Annotated in this window: 13 protein-coding genes; 12 read left to right on the forward strand and 1 reads right to left on the reverse strand. The window is 39.5% G+C overall.

Annotation, left to right across the window (positions count from 1 at the left end; translation table 11 throughout):
• The 5 genes from truB (at position 1) to KYK27_RS09465 (ending at position 5,727) form a co-directional block, all read left to right on the forward strand.
• The gene (truB, locus tag KYK27_RS09445; protein ID WP_199109772.1) at positions 1 to 696 is read left to right on the forward strand and encodes a tRNA pseudouridine(55) synthase TruB; all 696 of its coding nucleotides are present in this window, start codon (positions 1 to 3) and stop codon (positions 694 to 696) included.
• Positions 680 to 1,609 (forward strand): bifunctional riboflavin kinase/FAD synthetase, encoded by a 930-nt coding sequence (locus KYK27_RS09450; protein ID WP_199109773.1) that lies wholly within the window; start codon positions 680 to 682, stop codon positions 1,607 to 1,609. The genes truB and KYK27_RS09450 overlap by 17 nt, the downstream gene beginning before the upstream one ends.
• Positions 1,610 to 2,638: 1,029 nt before the next feature.
• Entirely contained in the window at positions 2,639 to 3,337 is a 699-nt protein-coding gene (locus KYK27_RS09455; protein WP_199109774.1) for a CoA transferase subunit A, read from the forward strand.
• Positions 3,338 to 3,349: 12 nt separating this feature from the next.
• Positions 3,350 to 4,006, forward strand: coding sequence for a 3-oxoacid CoA-transferase subunit B (locus KYK27_RS09460; protein WP_199109775.1), 657 nt, complete (start codon positions 3,350 to 3,352; stop codon positions 4,004 to 4,006).
• A 161-nt stretch (positions 4,007 to 4,167) separates the two neighbouring features.
• Positions 4,168 to 5,727 carry a carbon-nitrogen hydrolase family protein gene (locus tag KYK27_RS09465; RefSeq protein ID WP_199109776.1) on the forward strand — a complete coding sequence of 520 codons (1,560 nt, stop codon included), beginning with the start codon at positions 4,168 to 4,170 and terminating at the stop codon, positions 5,725 to 5,727.
• A 71-nt stretch (positions 5,728 to 5,798) separates the two neighbouring features.
• Here KYK27_RS09465 and KYK27_RS09470 read toward each other — a convergent pair whose 3' ends face one another.
• Positions 5,799 to 6,704: a chain length determinant protein gene (locus tag KYK27_RS09470; RefSeq protein WP_199109777.1), complete on the reverse strand. Its 906-nt coding sequence runs from the start codon at positions 6,702 to 6,704 to the stop codon at positions 5,799 to 5,801.
• Between the two features lie 456 nt (positions 6,705 to 7,160).
• Between KYK27_RS09470 and KYK27_RS09475 the strand changes: the two genes are divergently transcribed.
• The 7 genes from KYK27_RS09475 to KYK27_RS09505 all read left to right on the forward strand — a co-directional run bounded on the left by KYK27_RS09475 (position 7,161) and on the right by KYK27_RS09505 (position 14,876).
• Positions 7,161 to 8,462 (forward strand): lipopolysaccharide biosynthesis protein, encoded by a 1,302-nt coding sequence (locus tag KYK27_RS09475; protein WP_199109778.1) that lies wholly within the window; start codon positions 7,161 to 7,163, stop codon positions 8,460 to 8,462.
• Positions 8,463 to 8,467: 5 nt separating this feature from the next.
• Complete coding sequence (locus tag KYK27_RS09480; RefSeq protein WP_199109779.1) at positions 8,468 to 9,202, forward strand: hypothetical protein; 735 nt, start codon at positions 8,468 to 8,470, stop codon at positions 9,200 to 9,202.
• A gap of 93 nt (positions 9,203 to 9,295) precedes the next feature.
• Positions 9,296 to 10,057, forward strand: a complete 762-nt coding sequence (locus KYK27_RS09485) for a glycosyltransferase family 2 protein (protein WP_199109780.1) — start codon at positions 9,296 to 9,298, stop codon at positions 10,055 to 10,057.
• 67 nt (positions 10,058 to 10,124) lie between these two features.
• On the forward strand, positions 10,125 to 11,345 hold the full coding sequence (locus KYK27_RS09490) for an O-antigen ligase family protein (RefSeq protein ID WP_219337358.1): 1,221 nt from the start codon (positions 10,125 to 10,127) through the stop codon (positions 11,343 to 11,345).
• An 18-nt stretch (positions 11,346 to 11,363) separates the two neighbouring features.
• Positions 11,364 to 12,455, forward strand: coding sequence for a glycosyltransferase family 4 protein (locus KYK27_RS09495; protein WP_199109782.1), 1,092 nt, complete (start codon positions 11,364 to 11,366; stop codon positions 12,453 to 12,455).
• Positions 12,452 to 13,561: a DUF1972 domain-containing protein gene (locus tag KYK27_RS09500; RefSeq protein WP_199109783.1), complete on the forward strand. Its 1,110-nt coding sequence runs from the start codon at positions 12,452 to 12,454 to the stop codon at positions 13,559 to 13,561. The genes KYK27_RS09495 and KYK27_RS09500 overlap by 4 nt, the downstream gene beginning before the upstream one ends.
• 268 nt (positions 13,562 to 13,829) lie before the next feature.
• Positions 13,830 to 14,876 carry an O-antigen ligase family protein gene (locus KYK27_RS09505; RefSeq protein WP_199109784.1) on the forward strand — a complete coding sequence of 349 codons (1,047 nt, stop codon included), beginning with the start codon at positions 13,830 to 13,832 and terminating at the stop codon, positions 14,874 to 14,876.
• Positions 14,877 to 15,088 lie beyond the last annotated feature (212 nt).

A 15,088-nucleotide genomic window follows, 5' to 3' on the forward strand; every position in this document is an offset into this window, starting at 1 on the left:
ATGGCCTATAACTTTGAAGCAGGTGAAGTACTGCTTATAGATAAACCGCTTACCTGGACATCGTTTGATGTTGTAAAGAAGGTGCGCAATACATTAAGGATAAAGAAGATCGGCCATGCCGGCACGTTAGATCCCTTGGCTTCCGGGTTGCTTATCCTTTGCACCGGCAAATTCACCAAAAGCATCGATCAGATACAGGCGCAGGAAAAGGAATATACCGGCACTATCATTTTAGGGCAGTATACCCCCTCTTATGACAAGGAAACCGAAGTTACCGAAACCAAAGACATCAGCCACCTTACTCCTGAAACTATAAAAGCCGCTGCTGAAAGTTTTGTCGGAACTATAGAACAGGTGCCTCCTATCTACTCGGCGGTAATGGTAGATGGTAAACGCGCTTATGACCTGGCCCGCCGTGGCAAAGCCGCCGAACTAAAGCCCCGCACTATAACTATAAAAGCGTTTGATATTACCAATATTGAAGGCGAAGTGGTGAGCTTTAGAGTAGTATGTACTAAAGGCACCTATATCCGTAGCCTGGCACATGATCTGGGTGTGAAATTAGAAGTTGGCGGACATTTGGGCTCTTTGGTTCGCACACGTATTGGTGACTATAAACTGGAAGATGCCTTAACTATAGAGGCTATTCAGGCGATAAGAAAAGCACAGCTGGAAGCGGATGGAAGTAATACGTAACATAGCTGATTTTCCGCAACTAAGTTACCCGGTGGTTACCAGTGGCACCTTCGATGGCGTGCATGTTGGTCACCAGAAAATATTACAGCGCGTCATAGAGCGTGCAAAGCAGAATAACGGGCAGAGCGTGGTGATTACCTACTGGCCACACCCGCGCCTGGTCCTCTTTCCCGAAGACAATGACCTGAAATTACTCTCCACTATCGAGGAGCGCATAGAGCAACTCCGTAGTTATGGCATCGATTACCTACTGCTCATCCCTTTCACTAAAGAATTCTCCCGCACCAGTTCCCGCAGCTTTATTAAGGACATACTGGTAAAAGCACTGCATACCAAAGTACTGGTTATCGGCTACGACCACCGTTTCGGGAAGAACCGCGAAGGCAGCTTCGAACACCTGATGGCACACAGCAGCAAGTATGGTTTTGAGGTAGAAGAAATTCCGCGGGAAGATGTAGAAGACGTTGGCGTAAGCTCCACCAAAATAAGAAAAGCCCTCGAAAGCGGCGACCTGGAAACCGCTACCAGTTACCTGGGCAGATATTATACTTTAACCTCAACTATAGTTGAAGGCAATAAACTTGGCAGAACAATTGGCTACCCAACAGCAAATCTGGCTTTGCCCGGTCCCAATAAGCTGATACCAGCCAATGGCGTGTATGCTGTATGGGCTACAATAGCTGGTGAACGCCACCCCGGCATGATGAATATTGGTATGCGCCCAACAGTAGATGGTACTCACCTGACCCTGGAAGTAAACCTTCTGAACTTTAACCGCGATATTTACGGGCAAACTGTAACCGTAGCCTTTGTAGCTCATCTCCGTCACGAAGAGAAATTCAATGGTCTCGACGCGTTGAAGGCACAGTTAGCGAAGGATAAGGAAGCTACTGCGAGAGTGCTGGGACTATAGTTCAACTCATCATATCCATTCCTTCTGTGCCAAAGAAGGGGCTTTGTCTGAATCAGGATCTACAGGATTAAAGGACTCTCAGGAGTGGGCTTTTGCTTTGGTTATAGTTGGCGTTCTATAGTTTAGCTCCCCCGCTGGCGCGGGTTTTCAACCCGTGCCTTATTATGGTGTTGAGTTTGTAACTCAACTGGCCCGGTAGGGACAGGTTTAGCAGTAGCGTTGGCTATTGTGCTATAGTTACTGTGGTCCAACCACCCCTGTAGTCCCCTCCTTGTCTAAGGCGGGGAGCTTTTACGGCTATAGTTTAGGTTATAGTTCTATAGTTACAGTGTTAACCCACCCCTACCCCTCCCAAGAGGGGAATTTCGGCTATTGCTATAGTTGGCACCTATTGTTCTATAGTTCCAGTCTACGAGCAGGACAGGTTTACCTGTCTCCACGAAACCATAGCCACGATAAAATCTCGAAGCGAGCAGGTTCAAACTATAGATGCTGGTAACTATTGAAAGATCTCAGTCTTTGGGTTGAGCGCCTTGTAGATTTCTGGTACCGAAGGTATTGTGAGGAACGAGCAAAAGAAATGTACACCGCGCGATGCCCGAAGACGGGGCCTCCCGGCCGTGAGGGCACCAAAACCAACTATAAAACTGTAGGCAAGTTGAGCTCCCAGGATTGAAAGTAGCTATGGAAGAAAAGGCTTGGTTCCAGTTGTAGTGTGATTAACTATATAACTGTACCTTCTCTAACTTTAAGCTGAGATAGATTTCTCATGATGTTCGAAATGACAAAAGAACTATAACCTAGACGCTATCTAGAGCTGCATACTGCTAGTTCAAACCCTATTTACAACCCTGATTCAGCTAAACTCTGCAGTTCACCCCATTCAAAATCCATTTCACCTTAAAAACAAAGACTGAATTTTCATATGGCTTTTATTATATATAACTTACCTACGTATACAACCAAATTCGAAAACTGCGTTTCGGGTAAACTATAGATTTGCCGGAAACCTCAGCACTTTAAATAACTATGATCAATAAAACTGTTAAAAACGTCCAGGAAGCATTACAGGGTGTTCAGGATGGCATGACACTAATGCTTGGTGGCTTCGGTTTGTGCGGTATCCCTGAAAACTGCATACAGGAACTGCTGCGCATTGGCGTAAAGGACCTTACCTGCATCTCGAACAATGCCGGTGTTGATGATTTTGGAATTGGCCTGCTTTTGCAAAAGCGCCAGGTGAAGAAAATGATCGCCAGCTATGTTGGCGAAAATGCCGAGTTTGAGCGCCAGTTACTTTCCGGTGAACTGGAGGTAGAGCTGAATCCGCAGGGAACCCTGGCAGAGCGTATTCGTGCCGGCGGGGCTGGTATACCTGCCTTTTTTACGCCGGCTGGCTACGGAACTGAAGTAGGAGAAGGCAAAGAAAGCCGCGAATTTAACGGCAAGATGTACTTAATGGAAAGCTGGCTGAAAGCGGACTTCTCGTTTGTAAAAGCCTGGAAAGGCGACACAGCCGGAAACCTGATCTATAAAGGTACTGCCCGCAACTTTAACCCGATGATGGCCACAGCTGGAAAGATAACTGTTGCCGAAGTGGAAGAACTGGTACCTGCCGGCGAACTCGACCCGAACATGATCCATACACCGGGCATATTTGTGCAGCGCATTTTCCAGGGCGAGAAGTACGAGAAACGTATCGAACAGAGAACGGTTAGACAGGCTTAAATCAAGATTAAAATGGCTTTAGATAAAAATCAGATAGCGAAACGTATCGCACAGGAAGTTAAGAACGGGATGTATGTAAACCTGGGTATCGGTATTCCGACACTGGTGGCAAACTATATTCCGCATGGCATAGAAGTGGTGTTGCAGTCAGAGAACGGGTTACTGGGCATGGGCCCCTTCCCTACCGAAGATAAAGTAGATGCCGACCTGATCAATGCCGGAAAGCAAACTATAACTACGCTGCCGGGCTCATCTATTTTCAGCTCATCAGATAGCTTTGGAATGATACGTGGGGAGCACGTTGACTTAACTATTCTGGGTGCGATGGAGGTTTCTGAAGAAGGCGACATTGCCAACTGGAAAATTCCAGGAAAAATGGTAAAAGGCATGGGCGGCGCCATGGACTTAGTGGCATCAGCTAAAAATATTATAGTTGCTATGCAGCACACTGCCCGCGACGGATCATCAAAACTTTTAAAAGAATGTACTTTGCCTATTACTGGCCTGAAGTGCGTGAAGAAAATAGTAACTGACCTTGCCGTACTGGAAGTTACTGACAAAGGATTTAAGCTGCTGGAAAGAGCGCCCGGCGTAACCGTAGAAGACATTCAGAAAGCAACTGAAGGCACACTTATAGTAGAGGGCGATATCCCGGAAGTACAACTATAGCATTGCAAGCAATTATAGTTTAAGAAAGCGCGGCTTCGATAGCTGCGCTTTCTTTTTTATATTTGGCAATACACGTGCATTTATTCAGGATTACCTGCCTATGTATCGAAATTATAGTGCGTGCACGTATACCTGTAGCATAAAAGAGACAAAATTTACCCATGAGCGATAAGAACGAAGAAAGTACTGAACATACAGAACACAAATTATTACTACGCCAGCTCGAGCTTAAAGACTACAAGGAAGTAAAAGAGATAATGGAGACGGTTTACCGTAACATTGATGGCGCCTGGACCAGGAAAGAATTTTCTAACCTGCTTAAGAAGTTTCCGGAAGGCCAGATCTGTATTGAGGACAAAGGCAGAGTGGTAGCCGGCGCACTCAGCCTTATAGTTGATTATGCCCAATATGGCGACAAGCATACCTATGAACAAATTGTAGATCGTGGCACATTTAAGTCGCACGATCCGGAAGGCGACACCCTGTATGGTATTGACGTATTTGTTGACCCTGAATACCGTAACCTGCGTTTAGGCCGTCGTCTTTACGATGCCCGCAAAGAGATGTGTGAGAACCTGAACCTGCGCGGCATTATTGCCGGCGGCCGCATACCAGGTTATAAAGATTACGCAAACAAGCTTACGCCCGCCAAGTACATCGAGATGGTGCGTAACAAAGAGCTTTCAGATCCGGTTCTTTCGTTCCAGCTGAGCAACGAGTTCCATGTGCGTAAAATCATGAAAAACTACCTGCCTGATGATACTGATTCGCGTGCGTACGCTACATTGCTGGAGTGGGTAAACGTATACTTCGAAGAGAAGGAGAAACTGATAGGCGGTACAAAATCTATAGTTCGGATTGGCATTGTACAATGGCAGATGCGATCCGTAAAATCACTGGATGACATGATGCAGCAGATCGAGTTCTTCGTGGACACGGTGAGTTCGTACAAGTCTGATATTGTGGTGTTCCCGGAGTTCTTCAACGCACCGCTAATGGCCCTTACTAAAGAAGATTCTCCATCGGAAGCGATCCGTAGTATGGCCGAATACACTGATGAGATCCGGGAGCGCATGATACACCTGGCACTGTCGTACAACATCAATATTATTGCCGGTAGTATGCCCGAGTACTACGATAACAAACTATACAATGTGAGTTATTTATGCCGCCGCGATGGTACCTACGATAAGCAGTATAAGCTGCACGTAACGCCCGATGAGTCGCATTACTGGGGTATGCGCGGTGGCCACAAACTCAAGATCTTTGATACAGATATTGGCAAGATCGGCATTTTGATCTGTTACGACGTTGAGTTCCCGGAACTGGCCCGAATGCTCTCCGACATGGACATGAAAATCCTGTTCGTTCCTTTCTGGACAGATACCAAGAATGCTTACCTGCGGGTGCGCCTCTGCTCGCAGGCGCGCGCTATTGAGAACGAATGTTATGTGGCTATAACCGGCAGCGTGGGTAACTTACCGAAAGTAGAGAATATGGACATCCAGTACTCGCAATCAGCGGTCTTCTCCCCTTCCGACTTTGCTTTTCCGCATGATGCCGTAATTGCCGAAGCAACCCCCAATACAGAGATGACACTGATTGCCGACCTGGACCTGAACCTGCTGAAAGATTTGAATACTGCAGGCAGTGTTCGTAACCTGAAGGACCGTAGGAAAGACCTTTATAACCTGAGTTGGGTTACGCGAAAGGAGGATTAGGAACAATAGTTAATAAACAAAAAGGCTTCTCCCAATATAGGAGAAGCCTTTTTAAATACTTTTTATTAGAACTAAACTTTGATCTTTTTCTTTGAATCAAACATCTGTGCAACGATGAGCGCAATAATAAAGCCTGCTAAAGCACCTGCAGCTAAAAAAATTGGCAGAATAGGCCAGGCTGGCTTCGACTGTGGTGCAAAACCGACTACTACTTGAACGTTTTCAAGCCTTTCAAGCTCACTTTCTAGATGCGCCTGCTGCTGATACATATTTACACTTTCCTTGTATAAGTTAGTCGGGTCCAATGGTTCACCATAAACAAACCCATTTGCCGGACCACGTAGGTTTGCAACAGCAATCTTTACGCTATCTATAGACGCAATATCTTGCTTATATTTACCAATCAGTCCTTCTAATTCGCGTTGCCTGATTCGCTTTTGTTTTGAGAAATACCGGTTACTCTCCAGATATTCTGTTATGGATTCCTCCATATCATCAAAGAGTCCTTTATTATAAAGCATTAACTCTATCCTGAAGGGAGAACCAGTTAATACACTATCCTCGGAAATACGTGCCTCATCTAAATTAGAAAAGCTCATTTTCTTAATTTGCTGGGCCTCTTCAATAGGAATTTTTAAACGCTCTGACAGGGCTTCATAGTTATCATCCTTCACCAATAAAGATATCTTGTTCAAATGGTCTTCAACAAACTGGTTCCTGAAATCAGCAAGCACTAATGTCATTGAGGAAGTATAGTAAGGCTTTGTATTCTCAAATGCAAAATAGCCTACCAATACGCCCATTAAGGAAATCAACGAAATTAACTTTGTATTCCTAAAAATAAAAAGTTTAAAGTTAACTAGCCCTCTCCCAATATAAGTGAAGAGTCTATTGATTTTATTAATAATATATGACAGATCTATTTCATCTTTCTCCATCATAATTCTTTTTATGTCTTGATCCTCTTTTGTTTCCATGAGCTTAGTAGTTCCGGCACAAAACTAAAAGGAAAATATGGCATTAATAAAAGCGCAGCAACTTTTATTTAAAAAACTAACAGTAATTAACTTATTTATCAACTAAAGAACTTTTACCCCAACTAAAACATTCTAACTTAGAATATCTCTAATTCAGAATAAATGTTTTATTTTTGAGGTCCGGATTAGCATTAACTTTGATTCGGAACTTTGCAACTAAAATACACGCTATGTTGACGATCTTTACAAACTGTATACTTCCGACTTATGCACATCTACAATAATTTTACTTTTGTTTAAATACAAAGTAAATAGTCTGAATATATCTCCTAATTATTTGCTGCCTGTATTGTAGTTCTTTACATTTTACAGGAGAAAGGAGTCTCTCTTATTAATTACGTGAATAGTATAACAACCGGGCTTAAACAATTCTTCTCAGAAGGCCATGAGAGAACGTTGAAAGCAAAGAAGAATATTCTTGCCTCATTTATTATAAAGGGAGGTAGTGTTCTTACCAGCCTTGCCTTAGTATCAATAACTATAAACTATATTCCACCAGTTGAATATGGCATATGGCTCACTCTCAGTTCTATTATAGTTTGGTTTAATTTTTTCGATATTGGGCTCGGAAATGGACTTAAGAATAAAATTGCAGAAGCACTAGCAAACAACGACAAACTACTTGTAAGAATTTACATTAGCTCTACTTACTTGGTTTTAGGGTTTATAAGTATTTTGCTTTATGGCTTGTTTTTAATTTCTAACCAATTTATAAGCTGGGTAAAAGTAGTCAATACAAATCCTGTGTTGGAAAGTGAATTAAGCTTAGCGGCATTAATTTTATTTTCTGCCTTTACTATTCAGTTTGTATTGCAATTAGTAAATGTTGTTTGTGATGCAACTCAAAATTCAAAGCTTTCTGCTCTTAGTTTATTTTTTGGTAACCTCCTGAGCCTACTTTTAATATACCTTCTAACAAAAACGACGAACGGATCTATAGTTTACCTTTGTTTTGCAATAAGCGTAAGTCCCTTAATTGTTTTTAGCGTTTTTTCCGTAATCCTCTATAGCACAAAGTTCCGCGACTTTCGCCCATCACTAAAGCTGGCTAAATTTTCTTACGCTAAAGACATTGCCCGTCTGGGGCTTAAATTCTTTTTTATACAGCTGGGGCTTATTCTCTTTTATAATGCCAACAATATAATTATAGCACAAACCAGCGGTCCTGAAGCTGTAACTCCATACAATATTGCGTTTAAGTATTTTGGTGTCATAACAATGCTTTCAGGAATTATTATGACGCCATTCTGGTCTGCTTTCACTGATGCTTATACAAGACAGGATTTTAAATGGATTAAGTCCACTGTTAAACGACTGGAAAAGATATGCCTTATTCTATTAGCGTTGTGCTTGCTTATGGTAGTTATGTCTTCATATGCTTACGAGTTATGGTTAGGCGATAAAGTCTTTGTACCCTTAACTTTATCAGTGGTATTAGCATTTTACACCATAGTCAATTTGTATAGAACAATTTATTGTTTTTATTTAAATGGAATAGGTAAAATAGGCTTGCAATTATATCTAGTAATTTCTGCAGGACTTCTAAACATTCCTATAGCTTTATATTTTGGATCTTTGTGGGGGGCAACAGGAGTTATTTTAGCAACTTCCATTTTATGTGTGATCTGCGGAATATTTGAAAAAATTCAATACCATAAGCTGGTTAATGGGACTGCTTCCGGTATCTGGAATAGGTAGTTAATATGAGTGAATCAAGTAAGCCATTAATATTTTTAACAGGGTGCATTAATCCTGCCGGTATGTCACATACCGCTCTCCAGGATCCTGAGGTGCGGAAAAGTCAGTATATAGAGGCAATAAAATTTTATCTCCTTAATACAGACCTCCCTATCCTGTTTGTTGAGAACAGCAATACTCCCATTCCTATCGGAGAATTTAAAGACTTTAGCATAGACAACCGCTTAGAGTTGATAACTTTCGATGGTAATAACTATAACAAGGAGTTAGGCAAAGGCTATGGAGAAATGCTTATAATTGAGCATGCGCTAAAATTCTCTCTTTTTATCAGAACTGCAGAATTTGTCTTCAAAATTACTGGGCGATATAAGATATTAAACATTAGCTCCTTTATAATCGATTATAAAACTTCACAGTCTTATAACTTATTGATCGACTTAAAGGAAAACCTGTCTTTTTCCGATTCCAGATTTTTGGGATGTGTACCTTCTTTCTTTTCAGAAATACTTTTGAAATATAAGGATCGGGTTAACGATTCTATAGAAATCTTCTTCGAACATGCACTTTGCAATGCAACCCATGAAGCTATTATAAGAGGATATAGATTCTCATTTTTAAAATTCAAACCAAGATATTCTGGTACTTATGGAACGGACAACACAGTTTATAATGACTCCTGGACTTACTGGTTCCCACGAAACCTCAAGTATATTCTTAAATATAAGCTTTTAAACAAATAGCACCCTACACCGATAACTGCTTTATAAATTACATTATGTTTAATTTATAATCACTTATGGCAGAATACATCAAACCAAGTTGTACTAAATACTTTGGACTTCAAATTGAATTATAACCCGCTTATTACTATTATCATAGCTGTTTATAACGGAGAGCAATACATTGCTCAAACTATAGACAGTATTTTAGCTCAGGATTACAAAAATTTTGAACTAGTAGTCATTGATGGTGGCTCAACTGATAGTACCTGTAAAATATTGGAAGCTTATCAACACCACTTCTCTTATTTTATAAGTGAAGTAGATAAAGGTATTTACGATGCTTGGAATAAAGGAATAGACGGAGCAAAAGGAGATTGGATTGCATTTGTCGGCAGTGATGACATCTTGTTGAGCAGTACTTTAACTGATTATGTCGCTCATATTGCTGCCCATAAGCTTTTAGACTATGACTTTATTTCATCTAAAATTCAATTCGTAACTGCAGATTTAAAACCAAAGACGTATTTTGGCAGGGCTTGGAACTGGCCTTCCCATAAAGTAGAAATGCGCGTTGCACATGTAGGAGCCCTACATGGTAGAGAGCTTTTTAAAAGATATGGTAAGTTTAACCCTACATATAAAATTGCTGGAGATTACGAACTACTGCTGAGACCGCGAAAGAATTTAAAAGCTTCATATCTCGATAAACTTACTGTTCTGATGCGCCAAGAAGGTTTGAGTAATACAAACACTAAGGTATTTGATGAGTCATTGAGAGCAAAAATTCTTACTGCTAATCGGAACAAGCTCATCTGCAGGTTAGAATATTTTTATCTTATCTCTAAATTTTATCTTCTTAGGGTTTTAAGGTAAATTCACGAACCTTTTAAAGATCGAGAGTCGCTAAAATCAGACCTGCAATGCTATGGTCCAGGCTAAAATGAAAATAAACAAAGCATACTTATTAACCATCATCTTCTTCTTTTTTAATAGTTTTCTATTACCTATTGGCCTGCTTTATACAACCATCCTTACCCCTGTTTTTTATTTTGCCCTATTATTCAAACAATACAAGTATATACTCTTAAAGTATGTTTTTTGCATAGCACCGTTCGTGCTGATCCATCTCAAAAACGGAGTAGTGTTGCAAGACTACTTTGTCTCCCTCACCCTATATTTTACAGTTTATATTTTTATTTTTATTGTTTATGACTTCCTGAAAACAAGAACCTATCTGGATATTCTTTTTGACAGGATTACGAACATTAACTTTGCTCTTACAATTTTAGCGCTCATTTCGCTTTTTACACCATTCAAAACGCTATGGGCATTACATGCTGTATCTGCAGGAATCAGCGGACTACCAAGGTTATCCTTATTTACCTATGAGCCTTCGTATTACTCTACACTGTTGGTACCGCTCATCTTCTACTATCTGTTATCAATATCCATTCATAGGGAGAATCAAAAACTTCCTAAATTGCTGATGCTGGGATTATCGTTGTGCCTCTCATTCTCACTGGGGGTAATCGCATCTATAGCTATCGCTATTTCCTTTGTATTACTTCTAAACTTACACCGACTCAAAATAAGACGCGAAACGGTAAGCTTGCTTTTATACCTGCTACTTCTTGGTGTTCTCATTGCATTACTTCTATTCATTTTTTATCCTGAAAACGCTTTGTATAAGCGCATTTACAATGTTTTTACGGGTAATGACAGCTCAGGAAAAGGACGCACCTTTGAAGCTATAGAGATAGCCTACATACTTATCCAGAAAAAAAGCGTGATGTGGGGAATCGGATTGGGACAGATTAAGACATTAGGCTATGATGTTATTACCTCCTTTTACAAGTATGACAGAAACCTGATTAAGGTTGTAACTATCCCTAATGCATTTGCCGAAACATTAGCTATATTTGGCTTTGTAGGGGCTTTTTTAAGAATATTTCTTCAGCTTTTTCTGTTCTTCAAAACCAAAGTATACAAGAACTACTTCCAGATGCTTTGCTTTTCCTATATATTCATCTACCAGTTTACTGGTAGCTTCATTACAAACATTGCAGAATACCTTATCTGGCTATTAGCCTTTATTCCATATTTTACGCAATTCAATAAGGATAACTTATTCAAAACAGCCTCTTCGCTTAATGGGCAATAGCTTAAATCTATTTCTAACATGAGAGTACTTTTTATTTCAAGGGCTACTTTGCTCACTGCTCCCGGAGGCGATACGGTCCAGATAAGAAATACGGCAGACGCCCTGAAAGATTTAGGGGTTCAGGTAGACATAAAGCTTACCAATGAAAAAATAGATTATTCTCTATATGACCTCCTGCATTTTTTTAATGTTATAAGACCAGCTGATATTTTAGGACATATAAGACGGAGTAAAAAACCATTTGTAGTGACCCCTATTTTTGTAGACTATAAAGAGTTTGATTCATTTCAAAGAAAAGGCATAGTTCGTTTGCTCTATAAGCTTTCAGGGTCCTCGCATACTGTTGAGTATATAAAGGTTATTGCCCGTTACATTTTTAATAATGAAAAGATCAACAGCTTAGAGTTCCTCATAAAAGGTCAGAAAAAATCAATCCAATATATACTGCGAAATGCCAAGGTTTTACTTCCAAACTCAAATAGTGAATATAACCGGTTATTAGCAGCCTTCTCGGTTAATAACCGGTTTGTTGTGGTTCCCAATGCCATAGACCCTGAAAAGTTTTCGGCTGACGATAACAGTAAATTCTCTCCTGCTGACCGGACAGATGTAATAACCATTGCCCGGTTCGAAGGCCTGAAGAACCAGCATCAGATCATAAATGCCTTAAATGATACCAAGTATAATGTAAAACTTATCGGCAAGGCATCTCCAAATCAAAAGGGCTATCTGGAGCTTTGCAAAAAAATGGCAGCAAGTAACATAGAGTTTATACACCACATGGAGCAGGATAAGTTATTTGCCTTTTACCGGAGAGCAAAAGTGCACGTCTTGCCAAGCTGGTTCGAAACTACTGGCTTATCTTCTCTCGAAGCAGCAGCAATGGGTTGTAATGTAGTTATAAGTGATAAAGGTGATCAGAAAGAGTATTTCAAGCATTATGCATTTTACTGTGATCCTGCTTCACCAGAGTCGATAGCAGAACAGGTAGAAAAGGCATTTATTACTCAGCCTGATCCTGAATTTCAGCAATATGTTTTACAAAACTATACATGGAAGAAAACTGCAGAAAGAACATTAGAAGCTTATAATTTAGCACTACAAGGATGAAAATAGCAATACTAGGTACGAGAGGTATACCCAATAACTATGGTGGATTTGAGCAGTTGGCGGAGTACCTTTCTGTTGGTTTAGTTACGAAAGGTCATGATGTATATGTTTATAGCCCGCATAATCATTCATACCGGGAGAAGACATTTAAAGGGGTAAATATCTTACATCAATACGACCCTGAATATAAAATTGGTACTGCAGGCCAGTTTATCTATGACCTTAACTGTATAAGAGATACCCGCAGACATAGCTTTGACATTATTCTGCAGCTGGGTTATACAAGCAGTTCTGTCTGGAGCAGACTTTTTCCGAAATCATCTATAGTGATTACAAACATGGATGGCCTTGAATGGAAACGCACGAAGTTCAGGAACTCAGTTAAAAAATTCATAAAATATGCTGAACAACTGGCTGTTAAACACAGCGACTACTTTGTTTCTGACTCTATCGGTATACAGCAGTATCTACTGGATAACTACCAGAAAGAATCAACTTATATAGCTTATGGTGCTCATTTATTTAATGATAATTCTGTTGATGCAATCATGGAGTTTAGCGTTAAAGCTTATGAGTATGATATGCTAATTGCCCGCCTGGAGCCTGAAAATAGTATCGAAACCATATTAAAAGGAGTTGAACTGTCGAATAGTAAGCGACCATTCCTAGTTATCGGAAATCATTTGTCTAAATATGGAAATTACCTTAAAAACAAATTCAAAGATCCAAGAATTCATTTTCTTGGAGCAATTTATGATATCTATAAACTCGATAACCTAAGATATTATTCAAACCTTTATTTTCATGGACATACAGTTGGTGGAACCAACCCTTCATTGCTGGAAGCGATGGCATCAAATAGTCTCATATGTGCCAACGACAACCAGTTTAACAGATCAATACTGAATGAAGATGCTTACTACTTTACGAATGAAAAAGAGGTAAGGCATGTACTGAACTCTGTTTTGAAAACAGCACAGAATGATTTTATGATTGAAAATAACAGGCAAAAAATCAAACATGATTTTGCCTGGGATACTATAAACAATCAATATGAAGCACTATTTACCAGGTGTTTAAAGACAAGAACAAAATCAGCAAAATAATAGATAAAGAGCTCATATGTTAACCGATAGGGCATCCATCCATAAGAAGACACATAGCTTCCTGTTAATAGCATTAGGGGCTTCTTTGCCCCTATTCTTTCAACTATCCAATTACATAACTGTGCTGTTGGTTTTAAACTGGCTCATAGCAGGGAATTATTGTCATATTAAGACCCGATTCGGTAATAGCAAACTTTACTTAGCTACAATATTATTATTCTTTGGATTTCTATTCGGTCTAATACACACTTCAAACTTGTCTGAAGGCTTGAAAGACATCGAGCATAAGATCAGCTTATTATTAGTCCCCTTAGTAGTTTTCACGTCCGGAGAGGTTACAAAAGCAAAGTTAAGCCAGATTCTTTCGGCTTTTGTATGTGCCACCATACTTGCAGCGACTATTGCCTTAGGTATAAGTACCTATAAGTTTGTTAATGGTGCAGATCTCTCAACCTTTTTTTATCATCAGTTAGCAAACAATATCGGGATGCATGCAGTGTATCTCTCCTGTTACCTAGCATTCTCATTTTTTGTGGTGCTGCATTTCTTTACAAACCAGAGACACAATAAACACACAACACTAATATTCCTCTTAATTGAGGCGTACATAATCATTCTTCTTATACTTCTATCGTCTAAAACTATACTTGCTACTTTGATAGTTTCTATTGTAGTTTATGTTTTTATAACATTAGACTCGGGTAAAAAGCTATGGTATGGATCTGTGGCATCTGTGTTTATTGGTATAGTTCTGGTGGTCACATTAGTTAATACACCCTACACTAGTACCAGATTTAAGCAAATAGTTGATACAAAGTTTGATGTATTGAACGAAGAAAAATTTAATTATGATACAGAATTCAATGGTCTATCGCTAAGGCTCCTACTCTGGAAATTTGCGTTTCTGATCAACGAACGAGAAAACGCACACATATTTGGTGTAGGAACCGGAGATAGTAAGGAAAAGCTTAATGAAATTTACCGGGAGTATAACCTCTATCTAGGAAATACTAACAATGTAGGCGATACAGGATATTTTAACTACAATACACATAGTCAATTTGTAGAAACATACCTTAAAATCGGCTTGGCCGGGCTTCTCTTTTCAATAATTTACTACGTTTATCTATTATACTTTTCCATTAAGAACAAATCCCCGCTGTTTACAACATGGCTAATTATATTTATTGCTTTTAGTATTACAGAAACTACCCTAGAGGTAAATAAGGGAATCGCATATTTTGCTTTTTTCAATTCTGTTTTTATTTTTTACTTGAGAGCATCAGGCTCCGCTACTGGCGAAGCAATAACTTAAAAGTGTTAGCGTGGAAGGAGATTCGTAGTTCAAGGATTAAAATCTTTAGATTATCTTCTTCAAGTGCAATTTTGATTAATCAGTAATTCATTTCGGTATAAGTTCCACAGCCAACTATATTACTCGATTAGTATATAAAGAATTATTAATTCTTATTTTTTAATATTACTTTCGTTTTCGCAACCACAATTCCTACAAACTTAGTTCAAAGT

Source organism: Pontibacter populi, assembly GCF_019336435.1.
Lineage (GTDB): Bacteria > Bacteroidota > Bacteroidia > Cytophagales > Hymenobacteraceae > Pontibacter > Pontibacter humidus.

Excerpts from the sequence above, each read along its gene's own strand:
- KYK27_RS09490 (WP_219337358.1), top strand. The coding sequence starts at position 10,125 with ATGAAAATAAACAAAGCATACTTATTAACCATCATCTTCTTCTTTTTT.
- KYK27_RS09450 (WP_199109773.1), top strand. The coding sequence starts at position 680 with ATGGAAGTAATACGTAACATAGCTGATTTTCCGCAACTAAGTTACCCG.
- KYK27_RS09500 (WP_199109783.1), top strand. The coding sequence starts at position 12,452 with ATGAAAATAGCAATACTAGGTACGAGAGGTATACCCAATAACTATGGT.
- KYK27_RS09465 (WP_199109776.1), top strand. The coding sequence starts at position 4,168 with ATGAGCGATAAGAACGAAGAAAGTACTGAACATACAGAACACAAATTA.
- KYK27_RS09455 (WP_199109774.1), top strand. The coding sequence starts at position 2,639 with ATGATCAATAAAACTGTTAAAAACGTCCAGGAAGCATTACAGGGTGTT.
- truB (WP_199109772.1), top strand. The coding sequence starts at position 1 with ATGGCCTATAACTTTGAAGCAGGTGAAGTACTGCTTATAGATAAACCG.
- KYK27_RS09480 (WP_199109779.1), top strand. The coding sequence starts at position 8,468 with ATGAGTGAATCAAGTAAGCCATTAATATTTTTAACAGGGTGCATTAAT.
- KYK27_RS09460 (WP_199109775.1), top strand. The coding sequence starts at position 3,350 with ATGGCTTTAGATAAAAATCAGATAGCGAAACGTATCGCACAGGAAGTT.
- KYK27_RS09470 (WP_199109777.1), bottom strand. The coding sequence starts at position 6,704 with ATGGAAACAAAAGAGGATCAAGACATAAAAAGAATTATGATGGAGAAA.
- KYK27_RS09495 (WP_199109782.1), top strand. The coding sequence starts at position 11,364 with ATGAGAGTACTTTTTATTTCAAGGGCTACTTTGCTCACTGCTCCCGGA.